The 13,831-nt window shown below is 61.9% G+C and carries 13 protein-coding genes; 10 read left to right on the plus strand and 3 right to left on the minus strand.

Going from position 1 to position 13,831, the window contains the following annotated elements:
- Positions 1-91 precede the first annotated feature (91 nt).
- The 9 genes from D886_RS0126475 (at position 92) to D886_RS0126515 (ending at position 9,016) form a co-directional block, all read left to right on the plus strand.
- Positions 92-709, plus strand: coding sequence for an acyltransferase (locus D886_RS0126475; RefSeq protein WP_027596770.1), 618 nt, complete (start codon positions 92-94; stop codon positions 707-709).
- Positions 702-1,658 (plus strand): glycosyltransferase family 2 protein, encoded by a 957-nt coding sequence (locus D886_RS0126480; RefSeq protein ID WP_027596771.1) that lies wholly within the window; start codon positions 702-704, stop codon positions 1,656-1,658. Before D886_RS0126475 ends, D886_RS0126480 begins: the two co-directional genes overlap by 8 nt.
- 8 nt (positions 1,659-1,666) lie before the next feature.
- Positions 1,667-2,197, plus strand: coding sequence for a serine O-acetyltransferase (locus D886_RS0126485; protein ID WP_027596772.1), 531 nt, complete (start codon positions 1,667-1,669; stop codon positions 2,195-2,197).
- A 5-nt stretch (positions 2,198-2,202) separates the two neighbouring features.
- Positions 2,203-3,180 (plus strand): glycosyltransferase family 2 protein, encoded by a 978-nt coding sequence (locus D886_RS0126490; RefSeq protein WP_027596773.1) that lies wholly within the window; start codon positions 2,203-2,205, stop codon positions 3,178-3,180.
- Between the two features lie 7 nt (positions 3,181-3,187).
- Positions 3,188-4,189, plus strand: a complete 1,002-nt coding sequence (locus D886_RS0126495) for a VirK/YbjX family protein (protein ID WP_027596774.1) — start codon at positions 3,188-3,190, stop codon at positions 4,187-4,189.
- Positions 4,190-4,238: 49 nt separating this feature from the next.
- Positions 4,239-5,441: a glycosyltransferase gene (locus D886_RS0126500; protein WP_027596775.1), complete on the plus strand. Its 1,203-nt coding sequence runs from the start codon at positions 4,239-4,241 to the stop codon at positions 5,439-5,441.
- Positions 5,438-6,625, plus strand: coding sequence for a glycosyltransferase family 2 protein (locus D886_RS0126505; protein ID WP_027596776.1), 1,188 nt, complete (start codon positions 5,438-5,440; stop codon positions 6,623-6,625). The genes D886_RS0126500 and D886_RS0126505 overlap by 4 nt, the downstream gene beginning before the upstream one ends.
- On the plus strand, positions 6,625-7,389 hold the full coding sequence (locus D886_RS0126510; RefSeq protein WP_027596777.1) for a WecB/TagA/CpsF family glycosyltransferase: 765 nt from the start codon (positions 6,625-6,627) through the stop codon (positions 7,387-7,389). Before D886_RS0126505 ends, D886_RS0126510 begins: the two co-directional genes overlap by 1 nt.
- Positions 7,390-7,600: 211 nt before the next feature.
- The gene (locus D886_RS0126515) at positions 7,601-9,016 is read left to right on the plus strand and encodes an undecaprenyl-phosphate glucose phosphotransferase (RefSeq protein ID WP_027596778.1); all 1,416 of its coding nucleotides are present in this window, start codon (positions 7,601-7,603) and stop codon (positions 9,014-9,016) included.
- 32 nt (positions 9,017-9,048) lie between these two features.
- Here the strand turns inward: D886_RS0126515 and D886_RS0126520 are convergent, their stop codons facing one another.
- Entirely contained in the window at positions 9,049-9,984 is a 936-nt protein-coding gene (locus D886_RS0126520; RefSeq protein ID WP_027596779.1) for a LysR substrate-binding domain-containing protein, read from the minus strand.
- A 146-nt stretch (positions 9,985-10,130) separates the two neighbouring features.
- On the opposite strand from D886_RS0126520, the gene D886_RS0126525 reads away from it, so the two are divergent.
- On the plus strand, positions 10,131-11,507 hold the full coding sequence (locus D886_RS0126525) for an L-serine ammonia-lyase (RefSeq protein WP_027596780.1): 1,377 nt from the start codon (positions 10,131-10,133) through the stop codon (positions 11,505-11,507).
- A gap of 141 nt (positions 11,508-11,648) precedes the next feature.
- Here the strand turns inward: D886_RS0126525 and D886_RS0126530 are convergent, their stop codons facing one another.
- Entirely contained in the window at positions 11,649-12,326 is a 678-nt protein-coding gene (locus D886_RS0126530) for a DUF3313 domain-containing protein (RefSeq protein WP_027596781.1), read from the minus strand.
- A 197-nt stretch (positions 12,327-12,523) separates the two neighbouring features.
- A complete protein-coding gene (locus tag D886_RS0126535; protein ID WP_027596782.1) occupies positions 12,524-13,819 on the minus strand; it encodes an FAD-binding oxidoreductase in 1,296 nt (431 codons plus the stop codon).
- Between the last annotated feature and the right edge of the window lie 12 nt (positions 13,820-13,831).

Raw genomic sequence — 13,831 nt, forward strand, 5'->3', positions numbered from 1 at the left:
GGTTGAGTGCGATGCGGTCAGCACCAAGAAGAATGAGACCGAAGTCGCCTCAGGGACAGTTCAGAATCGCATTGATTGTGAGGCTCGCAGAATGAATGGATGGATACGGAGTGCACTGACGCGTTATGTCAACTCGACCGGGCGGGGAAGCTCGACGTACAAGAAGTTGTGTAATCCAACGGGGCGAGAGTGGGGGATCTATCTGGCCCGTTGGGGTAAGTTTCATTCAGTAGGGGACAACTTTCATATCAATACTGGGTGCAACGTTACCGACCCTGCGCTGGTGCGTATTGGTAACAACGTTGGCCTGTCGGATTGCACACTGATCGGCCACGACGGCGTGGTGGCATTGATCGAGCTCTGCTACGGGAAACACCTCGATTCGGTCGGCTATATCGACATCAAGGACAACTGCTTCATCGGCCATGGCGCGATTGTGATGCCCCGCGTGACCATCGGGCCCGATGCGATCGTCGCTGCCGGTGCGGTGGTTACCAAGGACGTGCTGCCGGGCACCGTGGTGGGTGGCAACCCGGCCAAATTCATCTGCACCACCGAAGCACTGATCAAGAGGGTGGAGGAGCGCTGTGAAAGCTACCCGTGGATAGAACTGGTCAAACAGCGCAAAGGGGCCTTTGACCCGACCGTGGAGCCTGCCCTTGCCGCGCAACGACGGCAGTACTTCTTCGGGGACGGTAGCAATGGATAGAAAACCCGTCGATGTGATGGTGGTCAATTTCAATACTGCGTCCTTGCTGCAGCCCATGTTCGATGCGCTGCGCAAGGCCGACAGCGAAAAGCTCGCCAGTTACCTGGTCGTCGACAATGCCTCGGTCGATGATTCTGTGGAGCGCATGGCCAAGGTGTGCCCCGAGGCGCTGTTGCTGAGCAACAAGAAGAACGTCGGTTTCGGGCGCGCCAACAACCAACTGCTGGCGCACTTGAAGGGCAAGTACGCACTGCTGCTGAATACCGATGCCTTCGTGGCGGCCGATTCACTGGCCAAGACCATCGAGTATATGGACAACCACCCCGAGTGCGGCGTGCTGGGCGTGCGCCTGGAGGGCCGCGATGGCGACCTGCAACCCAGTTGCCGCTACTTCCCGACACCCCTGAACGTGTTTGTCGGCCGTACCGGGCTGGGCCGTTTCTTCCCAGGCTTGAAAATGGTCGATGAGATGACCTGGGACCATGGCTCGGTACGTGAATGCGATTGGCTGCCCGGTTGTTTCTACCTGGTGCGTCGCGAAGTGCTGGACCAGGTGGGCCTGTTCGATCCGCGCTACTTCCTCTATTACGAGGAGGTTGACCATTGCAAGCGGGTCAAGGAAGCGGGCTGGAAGGTCGTCTTCTATCCCCATACCACGGTGGTGCATATCGGCGGTGAAAGCTCCAAGTCGGTCAGCGAACTGGAAGCGGCCAGCCGGCAGATTTCCAGCTACCAGATCGAAAGCGAACTGCTGTACTTCCGCAAGCACCACGGCGTTGCCGGGCTGGCGCTGCACATGCTGCTGGTGTGTGTGGGTGACCTGGTACTGGCACTCAAGGCACTGCTGAAGGGGCGAGGTCGCGCGGCGATCCGGGCGTGCTGGCGGCACTGCCAGACTACCTGGTCGCTGTTGTTCAAGACACGGTTCGCAAGCCAACCCACACGGTAGGTGACGTCATGTTCGAGAATATCCGCGCCGACTTGCGTGCACACGGTGGTGATTGGGGCGCCCAGGGGTTTTGGGTATTGCTGGTGTATCGCTTCGGGCGCTGGCGCTATAGCGTGCGCCCGGCACTGCTGCGCAAACTGTTCTCCATCCTCTACAAGATCCTGTTCAAGTTCGTGCAGATCATTACGGGTGTTGAATTGCCCTGCGAGGTCGTGATTGGCCGCAACTTCGTCATCGACCATTTCGGCGGCATCGTAATCAGCGGTTATGCCCGCTTTGGCGATGACTGCCGGATTCGCAACGGCGTGGTGGTGGGGCTGAAGAATGTCAGCGAGCCGATTGCGCCGGTGTTCGGCAATAACGTCGATATTGGCACAGGTGCCAAGGTGCTGGGCAACATCCGCATCGGCAACAACGTGGTCATCGGCGCCAACGCCGTGGTGCTGGTGGACGTGCCAGACAACGCGTTGGCGGTCGGCGTGCCTGCGACCATCAAGCTGCGCAACCCCACCGAGGCGGCGCAGTGCACGGTCGAGTGAGGCCCATGGACACAGGTATCGGCGTTGTAGTGATTGGACGCAACGAGGGCCTGCGCCTGGAGCGCTGCCTGCGCTCGTTGGCGCACGGTACGGACCGGGTGGTGTACGTGGACTCAGGCTCCACCGACGGTTCCGTGCAGATGGCACAGGCCCAAGGGGTCGAAGTGCTGGCGCTCGACATGAGCCGGCCGTTTACCGCAGCTCGGGCCCGAAACGAGGGCTTCACCCGCCTGCAACGCCTGTTGCCGTCGATGCGCTATGTGCAGTTTGTCGACGGCGATTGCGAGGTGGATGCGGCCTGGCTGGGCAATGCCCAGGTCTTTCTTGACGCACGCCCAGACGTAGCGGTGGCGTGCGGGCGGCGCCGTGAGCGGTTCCCGCAACGCTCGGTGTACAACCTGCTGTGTGACCTGGAATGGGACACGCCCATCGGTGAGGCCAAGGCCTGTGGGGGGGATGCGTTGATGCGCGTCGATGCCTTCACGCAAGTGAGCGGCTTTCGCCCGGACCTGATCGCCGGCGAAGAGCCGGAGCTGTGCGTTCGCTTGCGCGCGAAGGGGTGGAAAATCTGGCGCCTGGCCGCTGAGATGACCTTGCACGACGCTGCCATGACGCGTTTCAGCCAGTGGTGGCGGCGCAGCTTGCGCGCCGGCCATGCCTATGCCGAGGGTGCCTTTTTGCATGGGCGAGCGCCAGAGCGCCATTGGTTGCGAGAGTCCCGCCGCGCTTGGCTCTGGGGCTTGGGCATCCCCTTGGCGATCGTGTTTGCCAGTGGCCTGCTGGGTGTGTGGGCGCTGCTGCTGTTGCTGATCTACCCGCTGCAAGCGGTGCGCCTGGCGCGTCGCGCTGGCAAGCCGACACGCGAGCGCTGGCTGCAGGCGGTGTTTTTGGTGCTCGGCAAATTCCCTGAAATGCTTGGGCAGGTAAAGTTCCTGATGAACAGGTTCTCTGCCGGCAAAGCCGTGCTGATCGAGTACAAATGAGATTCCTATGATTGCCAGATCGATAGTGAAAAGTGTGCTCACCCTGCAGCCCGGCTACTCGCTGCGGGCCTTGAACAACAAGGTCAAGCTGACGCGGCAGATCACTCGAGAGTGGCCCGCGCTGAAGGCCTTCATGCAGCGCATGTCGACAGCGCTGGGTGATGACCGGTTTGCAAGGCTTGGGGTCGATTGCATTGGCGTCGTGCAGTGGCCCTACATCAGCAAGGGCTGGGAGGCGCAGGAGCGGCTCGGTGTGGTGGCGTCGCACTTTGAGGTAGTGGCCCGGCAGTTTCCCACGTTGCTGCTGCTCGGTCGCGACGAGCGCCTGACCCTGTGTGACCTGTCGGCCTACTCGAAGGGCTGCGCGCTGGTGCTGGACCGGCCGATCTGGTTCAAGCGCGAAGGGGAGCTGGTGCTGAACCTGTTCCAAGGGGATTTGCGCGTGGCATCGCTGGCGTTCAGCCTGTGCCGCCAGCACGGTGAGCTGTGCGTGTTCATCGGCGCCGTGCAGGGCATTCACAAAGGCATCGACAGCGAAACTTCGCTGAACATCTACCGTGACCTGACCAAGGACTTCGAGGGCCTGCGCCCGCGCAGCTTCCTGCTGGAGGCCTTCAAGTGCATCGCCAGAACGCTGGGGGTGGTGCGCATCTACGCAGTTGGCGATGCGCACCGGCATCATCGCCATCCTTACTTTGGCGCTGACAAGGCGCAAGACCTGGCCGCCCATTACGATGCCATCTGGCTGGAAAACGGCGCAACGCCTTCGGAGCGCGACGACTTCTTCAGCCTGCCGCTGGCCGCTGCCAAACGCGCCGCAGACGATATCGCGCCCAAGAAACGTGCGATGTACCGCCGGCGTCATGCCTTGCTGGATGAGGTATTCGCGCGCGTTGAAGCGGCTTTATCAGGCAGCGAGCCCGTCCATGGGCTACAAGGGATGAAGGGGGATGTGCTTGAACGTGCATCGGCAGGGAGCCCGCCGCCGGCGATCGACAGCCTGAAGTAACGGGTTGCAGTTGGTAAGGCTCATTACGCAGGCATTGATCTGGATTCCTATGCGCATTGCTTACTTCATCAATCAGTACCCGAAAGTCAGCCATAGCTTCATTCGACGCGAAATTCTGGCGTTGGAGCGCCAGGGCATGGAGATCCAGCGCATTGCCTTGCGGGGTTGGGATGCCGAACTGCAGGATGACGAGGACATCGCCGAGCGGGGCAAGACCCGCTACGTGTTGCAGCACGGCCTGAAGGGGTTGTTGGCGCCCACGCTGCAGGTGCTGCGTGCCGAGCCACGACGCTTTTTCGCCACCCTGTGGTTGGCCCTGCGCCTGGGCCAGCGGGCGGACCGCGCCTGGCCCTATCACCTGGTGTACCTGGCCGAGGCCTGTCAGGTACTGCTCTGGTTGCAGGCCTTTGGCGCGAAGCATGTTCATGCGCATTTTGGCACCAACTCCACCGAGGTGGTGATGCTGGCCCATGCCCTTGGCGGGCCTGCCTACAGCTTTACCGTGCACGGGCCGGAAGAATTCGACAAACCACAGTTTCTGCACGTGGGCGAAAAAGTCCGGCGCGCCGCGTTTGTGGCGGCGGTCAGCTCGTATGGGCGCAGCCAGTTGTTCCGTTGGGTGGCACACGAGCACTGGGAGAAGGTGAAGGTCGTGCATTGCGGCCTGGAGCGCGACTTCCACGCGGTTGCCGCCGTTGCCGCACCCTCGGCGCCACGCCTGGTGTGCGTCGGGCGCCTGTGCGAGCAGAAGGGCCAACTGTTGCTGATCGAGGCGGCCCACCTGCTGGCCACCCAAGCCATTGCATTCGAGCTGGTGTTGGCGGGTGATGGCGAAATGCGCGAGCAGATCGAGGCCTTGGTCACTCGGTATGGTCTGCAGGCGCAGGTACGCATCACCGGCTGGATCAGCAGCGCCCAGGTGCGGGAGGAAATCCTCGCTGCCCGTGCGTTGGTGCTGCCGAGTTTCGCCGAAGGCCTGCCGGTGGTGATCATGGAGGCCATGGCATTGCGCCGGCCGGTGCTGACCACCTACGTGGCCGGCATCCCGGAGTTGGTGCGCCAGGGCGAAAACGGCTGGTTGTTCCCTGCTGGCACGGTAGAGGAGTTGGCTGCGGCAATGGCCGACTGCCTGTCGCAACCGGCCGACGTGTTGCAGCGCATGGGTGAAGCCGCTTACCAGCGGGTGCTGCAACGCCACGATATCGACACCGAGGCCGCCAAGCTGGCCCGCTACTTCAAGGCATCTGCATGATCAGCATCGTGGCGTGGTTATTGAGCCTGGTGGCGTTTTGCATCTTCGTGCCCGCGCTGGTGCTGTTTGCGCAGGTACTGCTGGCGTGCCTGCCGGTGCGATCACGACCTGGGGCGGATGGCAGGCGCCCGCGCGTGGCGGTGCTGGTGCCCGCGCACAACGAGGCCTTGATCATTCGGTCGACCCTGGCCAGTGTCGGCCCGCAATTGCTGGCGCATGACCGCTTGCTGGTGGTGGCGGACAACTGCACCGACGACACCGCGCAGTTGGCACGCAGCGCGGGCGCTGAGGTGGTGGAGCGCGACAACGATCTGTTGCGCGGCAAGGGTTATGCGCTGGACTTTGGTGTACGGCATCTGGCGCAGCGTCCACCCGAGGTGGTCATTATCGTTGACGCCGATTGCCAGGTGGGCGAGGGCGCCATTGACCTGCTGGCACGCCGTTGCCTCGAAACTTCACGGCCGGTGCAGGCGCTGTACCTGATGCGCGCGCCCGCCGGCGCGGGCCTGAAGGTGCAAATCGCGGAATTTGCCTGGCGGGTCAAGAACCTCGTTCGCCCGCGTGGTTGGGCACGCCTGGGCTTGCCCTGCCAGCTGATGGGCGCGGGTATGGCCTTCAGTTGGCGCGACCTGGTTGCGGTCGACCTGGCCAATGGGCACCTCGTCGAAGACTTGAAGCTTGGCTTGGACTTTTGCCGAATCGGCAAACCGCCGCTGTTTTGCCCGGATGCGCAGGTCACCAGCCAGTTTCCGCTTAGTCAGGAAGGCTTGAGCAGCCAGCGCACCCGCTGGGAGCATGGCCACCTGGGGGTGATCCTGGCCGAGGTGCCCAAGCTGCTGGTGAGCGCGGTCACTCGGCGTAACGCGCCCTTGCTGGCCATGACCCTGGACCTGCTGGTGCCGCCATTGGCGTTGCTGGTCATGGCCCTGGTAGGGGTTGCATGTGTTGCCTGGCTGGCCGCGCTGCTGTTCGGTATCACTGCACCTGCATGGGTCGCCACGGGTGCCCTGGTCATGCTGGGTGTTGCAGTTCTGCTGGCGTGGGGCCGGTTTTCTCGTGAATTGATCCCCTTTTCGGTCTTGCTTTACGCCCCGTTCTACGCCGCGAGGAAGATACCCCTGTACCTGGGGTTCTTGATCAAGCGACAGGTGGAGTGGGTGCGCTCGAAACGGGATGACAGCTAATGGGCGAATGGCAAAGCAGCTGGAAAGCGATTATCGGCAAACTTCAGACCGTGAGTGACCCTGCACACGAGCAGCGCTTGCTCGAGGCCCTGTGCCAACCTGAGGCGCCCACGGTGCTGGGTTTCGTCAACGCCCACGCCATGAACCTTGTCGCGGGCAATGCCAATTACTGCCAATCGCTGGCCTCGGCCGATGTGCTGCTGCGCGATGGTGCCGGCATGTCAATCCTGTATCGCCGCCTGGGGCTGGCTCCTGGGCTGAACATGAATGGCACGGATTTCATCCCCAAGCTGCTGGCGGCCTTCAAGGGGCGGCGGGTGGCATTCTGGGGCACTCAGGAGCCCTTCTTGAGCCGGGCCGTAGCGTGCAGTGAGGCGCGGTTTGGCGTGTTGCCGGTGTCGGTTCACGACGGGTTTGCTGAAATGGCCACCTACCTGGAGCTTGCGCGGGCAACGCAGCCAGAGCTGATCGTGCTGGGCATGGGGATGCCCAAGCAAGAAGCCGTTGCCGCTCGCCTGGCTGCCAGTGGGGGACCGTGCCTGATCGTGTGTGGCGGGGCGATTCTGGATTTTCTCGGCGGCAAGGTCAGCCGGGCACCGCAATGGCTACGGCGATTGGGCGGGGAGTGGGTCTACCGCTTGCTGAGGGAGCCCAGGCGCTTGTTCATGCGCTACGTGGTGGGCAACCCGCTGTTCCTGTTGCGCACCCTGTTGTGCACCAAGGCAATGACGCTCGAGGCCCGAAACACCCCAAGGCGCATCTGATGATTCTGCCACCTGAATCGTCTGAAACGGCCAAAAGCTAGGGCAGGGGTGATTCTGCCCGCTGCGTGGGCGGGCGACTGCTACAGTAATAGCAAGCGCCCAGGGGGGCGGCGAAGACCATTCAGTGTACAGGATCATATTTTAAAGGCTGGTATTGATTGACTGAATAAGCTGCCGGGCATTTGCTACGCGCTAATTAATGAGGTCTGAAATGGTTCTCGAACCCAGAAGCAGTCGTTCCTTACTTCAACGAAGAAGCAGCGTAAGTAACGCCATTCAGGCCGGCCTTGATGGGATTGCAGTCACCGGCGTCGCCTGGTACTTGATCTACGATCAGTTTGGTCACATTACTTCGGATTATGTGATCATGCTGCTCTTGTTGATTGGGGCGCTGGCCGTTATTTATGATCATTATGCGATCTATCGGACCAACGTTGGCTTGTCCATCAAGGCGTTCAGGTTATTCAAGGCCTGGTCAGCAACGTTTTGTTTTTTGGTGGTCATGGCGTTTTTGACCAAGCAGAGCGAAACGTATTCGCGGTTGTTGGTGGTGCAGCTGTTTGTCATTGGTTATGTCGTGCAGTTGTTTTTGCATTTTGCAGTGCGTGAACTGCAAAAACGGTTTACTGCGCACGCTCGGCTGGACAACGCACTGATTATTGGCGCCGGCGACCTGGCCAACTTCCTGCACCAGAAGATCAGCAACAACCCGTGGTTCGGTGAGCGTGTGCTGGGGTGTGTGCTGATAGACGATGTGGCTGAACAGGGCGCGCCTGATGCAAAGCAACGCCTGCCTGTGCTGGGCCACGTCGCTGACCTTGACGAGATCGTTGCCAAACATGCCATTCGCACGGTGTACTTGGTGACGCCATTAGGCGGCTCGGCGGTCATTAACGAAGTGTATTTGAAGTTGCTCGACAAGTGCATTGCAGTGAACTGGGTGCCGGATATCTTCTCGCTGCGTTTGATCAACCACAGCGTCCGCGAAATTGCCGGTATCCCGGTATTGACGTTGTCAGAAACGCCGTTGACCGGCATGAGCCTGTTCCTTAAAAACCTCGAAGATCGCGTGCTGGCAGCACTGATATTGCTGTGTGCATCGCCGGTGCTGTTGGCAGTGGCCATTGCAATCAAACTAGAAAGTCGCGGCCCGGTATTTTTCAGGCAAGAACGCATGGGCTGGACCGGTGAATCGTTCCGCATCTGGAAGTTCCGCAGCATGCATGTTCACCAACCGGAAAACGGTGTGGTCAAACAGGCCCAGAAGAACGACCCGCGGCTGACCCGAGTAGGGGCTTTTATTCGCAAGACCAGCCTGGATGAACTGCCGCAGTTGTTCAATGTATTGACCGGCGAAATGTCGTTAGTGGGGCCGCGCCCGCATGCACTTCAGCACGACACGCTGTATTCGCAGGATATTGTCGACTACTTCGCGCGACACAACATCAAGCCCGGCATGACCGGCCTGGCACAGGTCAGGGGGTTCCGGGGTGAAACCAAGGACATCGAGCAGATGATCCAACGGGTCGACTCGGACATCGAGTACATCAACAACTGGTCCTTGTGGCTCGATTTCGTCATTTTGGTGCGCACGCTGAATGCTTTTACCGGCAAGCAGGCCTATTAGCCGGGGCCGACCAGCGGCCCCGTGGCAGGCACTCAACCCAACGGGTGCAATTCCCTGAACCCACGGGCCTCTTCCACCAGCCAGTCATGCACCGCGCGGGCACCCGGCTGGGTCAGCCCGCCCGGCGGGTAATGCACCACGTAGCGTTTGTGGTTGGCGATCGCCACGCCGAACGGCACGATCAGCGCCCCCCGTTCCAGTTCATCGTTGAGCAAGGTCCGCCGCGCGATTGCTACGCCAACCCCGGCAATCGCCGCTTCGATGGTCAGGTGGTTGCGGTTGAAGGTGTGGCCCCTGCGCACGTCCAGGCCACCTGCGCCAATGCCTTCCAGGTAGAACTCCCATTCAGCGTACTCCGAGGCCCCCCGCCAGGCGGTGATGTCGTGCAGCAGCGGGTAATGCACCAGGTCAGCCGGCCCGTGCAGCGGCGGGCGACCGCGCAGCAGGGTGGGGGAACACACGGGAAAGATCTGCTCGTCCAGCAATGGCGTCGACAACATGCCAGGGTAACTGCCGTCGTTCAGGTCGATGGCCAGGTCGAAGTCGCCCGGGTGCAAGGCTTGCGCACTGTCTTCGGCCACCAGCCGCAACTCGATGTCCGGATACCGCTGTTGAAAGCGCGGCAGGCGCGGCGTCAACCATTTGGCCAGGAAGGAGGGGATCGAGCGCAGGCGCAGGGTGCCGCGGATCTCGCCGGCGTCCAGGCGCAGCAGCTCGGCCTCGATGCTGCCATAGGCCTCTGAAACCGTTTGCGCCAGGCGTTGGCCTTCAGCGCTCAGCTCAACCCCACGGGCGCGGCGCAGGAACACGCGATAGCCCAGTCGTTCTTCCAGCTGGCGCATTTGCTGGCTGACAGCGCCAGGGGTGATGTGCAGCTCTTCGGCGCAGCGGGTAAATGACAAATGCCGGGCCGCACAGGAGAACACATGCAACCAGACGAACATTTGGCCATTGAGTTGTCGTCGCATCGTTTAGTACCACTAAAGGCTTGCTTAGGAAGTTTCGTTGGTCATCCACGCGGGAGCAGGTCAGTATCGCTCAAGTTCGCAGTAGTGTTCAATTTCCCCAGAGAACCGCGCATTGGCGATTCTGCCCAACGCGGTCAGGCATTAGTATGGCTATCAGTGTTTTCGACCTCTTCAAAATCGGCATCGGCCCTTCCAGCTCTCACACCGTAGGCCCGATGCGTGCAGCGGCAACCTTTGCCCAGGCCCTGCGTGAGCGTGGCTTGCTGGCCCGGGTCTGCCGCGTCGAAGTGCGTCTGTATGGCTCGCTTTCGGCCACGGGAGTTGGCCACGCCACCGACCGTGCCTGCCTGCTTGGCCTGATGGGGCAGTGGCCCGACCGGATCGACCCGGCCACGATCGAGCCACGCATCGGCCAGGTGATGCAGGAGCAATGCCTGATGCTCGATGGCAGCCATCCCCTGGCATTCAATTACACCCGCGACATGCTGCTGCTTGAGCAAAGCCTGCCGTACCACCCGAACGCCATGAGCCTGGAAGCACTGGACGGGCAGGGCAGCCTGTTCAGCCAAACCTACTATTCGGTGGGCGGTGGTTTCATCGTCGAGCAGCAAGAAATCGATGCCCCCCAAGGCGAGGCGAATGCGGTCGAACAGCCGTATCCGTTTGCCAGTGCGGCTGAGCTGTTGGCGCTGTGCAAGGCGCACGGAATGGGCGTGGCGCAGCTGATGATGGCCAACGAATGCGTCTGGCGCCCGGAAGCCGAGGTACGCGAAGGCTTGATGCGCATCTGGGCGGCGATGCGTGAATGCGTCGACAATGGCCTGCGCAATGAGGGCATCCTGCCGGGCGGGCTCAAGGTCAAGCGCCGGGCTGCACGTTTGCACCGCAGCCTGCAGGAGTTGGGCAAACCAAACGTGATCGGCTCGACTCTGAGCGCCATGGAATGGGTCAACCTGTTTGCCCTGGCGGTCAACGAAGAAAACGCCGCTGGCGGGCGCATGGTGACAGCGCCCACCAACGGTGCGGCGGGGATCATCCCGGCCGTGCTGCACTACTACATGAAGTTCAACCCGGATGCCTGCGACGACGATGTGGTGAGGTTCCTGCTGGCGGCGGCCGCAGTCGGCATCCTGTGCAAGACCAACGCGTCGATCTCCGGTGCTGAAGTGGGTTGCCAGGGTGAAGTGGGCTCGGCGTGCTCGATGGCAGCCGCTGGCCTGGCCGAAGTGCTCGGTGCTACGCCGCCGCAACTGGAAAATGCCGCGGAAATCGCCCTGGAGCACAACCTGGGGCTGACCTGCGACCCGGTGGGTGGCCTGGTGCAGGTGCCGTGCATCGAGCGTAATGCGATTGCCGCGGTCAAGGCGATCAACGCGGTGCAAATGGCCCTGCGCGGTGATGGCGAGCATTTCATATCGCTCGATCAGGTTATCCGCACCCTGCGCGACACCGGTGCGGACATGCATTCCAACTACAAAGAAACCTCGCGCGGCGGCCTGGCCGTCGCCTTTGTCGAGTGCTGATTCGCAGCCCAAGGTTTATTCAGGGGCATTGACACGCTACCCGGCAGGAGCAGCCTTGTGCTGCGAAGAGGCCAGTGAACACATCATCAATCTTCGCTGCTGTCACTGGCCTCTTCGCAGCACAAGGCTGCTCCTACACGGTCAACGGCTCTTCTGTTTCAGTGTCAGGAAGCTCGCGCGCATGTCTTTGGCCCAGCCGTCGAGCACCGGTTTGACGTCATTGAGGGTGAGTTTCTGGGTGTCGTTCTCCAGCTCCTTACCCGCGCCCTTGCGCACTACCTGAGCGAGCACTTTCTGACTGGCACCGTCCAGGAAGGCCGCCTCTACGCCAACATCTACTTCCTGGTCACGGCCGCCCATGGCGGTATTGACGCCCGCCGAGATCAGCGCAATCGGGATGACCTCATAAGGCTTTAGGCCTTCGTTGCTGGTAGACACCGCGGTGATCGCCGGGCGTACCACGATGGTGCCTGGGCCGGGGGCTTTGGCCAGGGTCAGCACGCTGCCCAATTCACGTCGCATGGCTTCGTTGAAGTAACGGGTAATCTCCTGCAGCGTCTGCGCCGAAATGACCGCTGTCGGTTGCGGCTTGGGGTAGAACTGGCTGGGCTCGATGAACACCTGGGTGTATTGATTGACGTTGACCTTGGGGTCGATCCAGCGCATTACCGGCGCGCCGGATGGGCTCTCAGCGGGCTGCAAGCGGCTGTAGTCCTTCAGGAAACCGGAGTAGTCACTGGGGTCCACGCGGTTGCTGGAGCAGGCGGATACGGCAAGCAAGGCTGCGCACAACAAGGTGATGCGGGGCAATGATTTCATGATCGTGATGCATCCATGAGAGGTCGGCCAGAACAACGCTAGCAGGTGCAGGGCAGTTGGCCAGTGGGCAGTGTATTTCTTGGCGGTGTAGGCGGTAGGCTGCGATGGGTACGGCGGTGGATTTTTAGCGCTTTTGAGATCGAGCGCCGCCCGTGCGGCGCTCGATCTCAAAGGCGCAACAACCCTCAAGTCGAGCGCTACCCCAGCACCTCGCGCAACCGGTACCACAACATCCCCAACGCCAGCAGCGGTGAGCGCAATGCCTTGCCGCCCGGGAAGGTCAGGTGGGGTACCGCACTGAACACGTCCAGTCCTTGGCTGTGGCCCACGGCAATGCCCTCGGCCAGCAGCTTGGCTGTCCAGTGGGTCACGTTCAGCCCGTGCCCTGAATAGCCTTGGGCGTAGTAAACGTTAGGGTGCTGGTGCAGCCGCCCGACCTGCGGGAAGCGGTTGGCCGTGATGCCGATCATGCCGCCCCATTGGTAGTCGATGCGTACTTCGGCCAACTGCGGGAACACCTTGAGCACTTTCGGCCGCATGTACGCGGCGATGTCCTTGGGATCGCGCCCGGAATAGTGGCAGGCACCGCCGAACAGCAAACGACGGTCGGCAGTGAGGCGGTAGTAGTCCAGGCCGACCTTCTGGTCGCAAAGCGCCATGTTTTGGGGGATCAGGCTATTGGCGAGCGCCTCGGGCAGTGGCCGGGTGGCCACCACGTAACTGCCGGCCGGCAGCACCTTGCCGCTCAGGCGCGGCTCCAGTTCATCGAGGTGCGCGTTGCAGCCAAGCACCAGGCTCTGTGCCCTGACCTTGCCGCGGGCGGTATGCAGGGTCACGGTCGGGCCGTGCTCGATGCGTAGCACCGGGCTCTGCTCGAAAATGCGCACGCCAAGGGCTGCGGCCGCACGTGCTTCGCCCTGTACCAGGTCCAGTGGGTGCAGATGGCCCGAGCCCATGTCGACCAGGCCGCCGGCGTACTGGTCGCTGGCGACGATCTGGTGCATGTGCTCGGGGCTGACCAGGCGGGTTTCGTGGCGATAACCCAGCGCGGCCAGGTCCTCCTGTTCTGCCTTGAAGGCGGCAAACTGGGCGGGGGTGTTGGCCAGTTCGCAGAAGCCCCACCGCAGGTCGCAGGCAATGCCGTATTGCTCGATGCGCCTGGCCACCAACGCGACCGAATCGATGCCGGCCTGTTGCAGGTAGCGCACGCCGTCCTGGCCGACATAGCGGGCAAAACCACTGACGTCATGGCCGATACCGCGGATCAGTTGGCCGCCATTGCGCCCACTGGCACCCCAGCCGATCCGCCTGGCTTCCAGCACGATCACCGAAAGGCCGCGCTCGGCAAGCTCCAGTGCGGTATTGACCCCGGTCAGGCCACCGCCGACCACGCACACATCGGCGCTCAGTTCGCCGTCCAGGCTGGGGTAGGGCGCCGCGTCGCGTGCCGTGGCGGCGTAGTACGAAGCAGTGTGCAGGGTATCGAAAGGCATGGTGCGTTCTCG

The organism is Pseudomonas sp. LAIL14HWK12:I7, assembly GCF_000483465.1.
Classification (GTDB): Bacteria; Pseudomonadota; Gammaproteobacteria; order Pseudomonadales; family Pseudomonadaceae; genus Aquipseudomonas; species Aquipseudomonas kermanshahensis.

Coding starts and splice junctions, on each gene's coding strand:
- D886_RS0126475 (WP_027596770.1), top strand. CDS start 92: ATGAATGGATGGATACGGAGTGCACTGACGCGTTATGTCAACTCGACC.
- D886_RS0126480 (WP_027596771.1), top strand. CDS start 702: ATGGATAGAAAACCCGTCGATGTGATGGTGGTCAATTTCAATACTGCG.
- D886_RS0126485 (WP_027596772.1), top strand. CDS start 1,667: ATGTTCGAGAATATCCGCGCCGACTTGCGTGCACACGGTGGTGATTGG.
- D886_RS0126490 (WP_027596773.1), top strand. CDS start 2,203: ATGGACACAGGTATCGGCGTTGTAGTGATTGGACGCAACGAGGGCCTG.
- D886_RS0126495 (WP_027596774.1), top strand. CDS start 3,188: ATGATTGCCAGATCGATAGTGAAAAGTGTGCTCACCCTGCAGCCCGGC.
- D886_RS0126500 (WP_027596775.1), top strand. CDS start 4,239: ATGCGCATTGCTTACTTCATCAATCAGTACCCGAAAGTCAGCCATAGC.
- D886_RS0126505 (WP_027596776.1), top strand. CDS start 5,438: ATGATCAGCATCGTGGCGTGGTTATTGAGCCTGGTGGCGTTTTGCATC.
- D886_RS0126510 (WP_027596777.1), top strand. CDS start 6,625: ATGGGCGAATGGCAAAGCAGCTGGAAAGCGATTATCGGCAAACTTCAG.
- D886_RS0126515 (WP_027596778.1), top strand. CDS start 7,601: ATGGTTCTCGAACCCAGAAGCAGTCGTTCCTTACTTCAACGAAGAAGC.
- D886_RS0126520 (WP_027596779.1), bottom strand. CDS start 9,984: ATGCGACGACAACTCAATGGCCAAATGTTCGTCTGGTTGCATGTGTTC.
- D886_RS0126525 (WP_027596780.1), top strand. CDS start 10,131: ATGGCTATCAGTGTTTTCGACCTCTTCAAAATCGGCATCGGCCCTTCC.
- D886_RS0126530 (WP_027596781.1), bottom strand. CDS start 12,326: ATGAAATCATTGCCCCGCATCACCTTGTTGTGCGCAGCCTTGCTTGCC.
- D886_RS0126535 (WP_027596782.1), bottom strand. CDS start 13,819: ATGCCTTTCGATACCCTGCACACTGCTTCGTACTACGCCGCCACGGCA.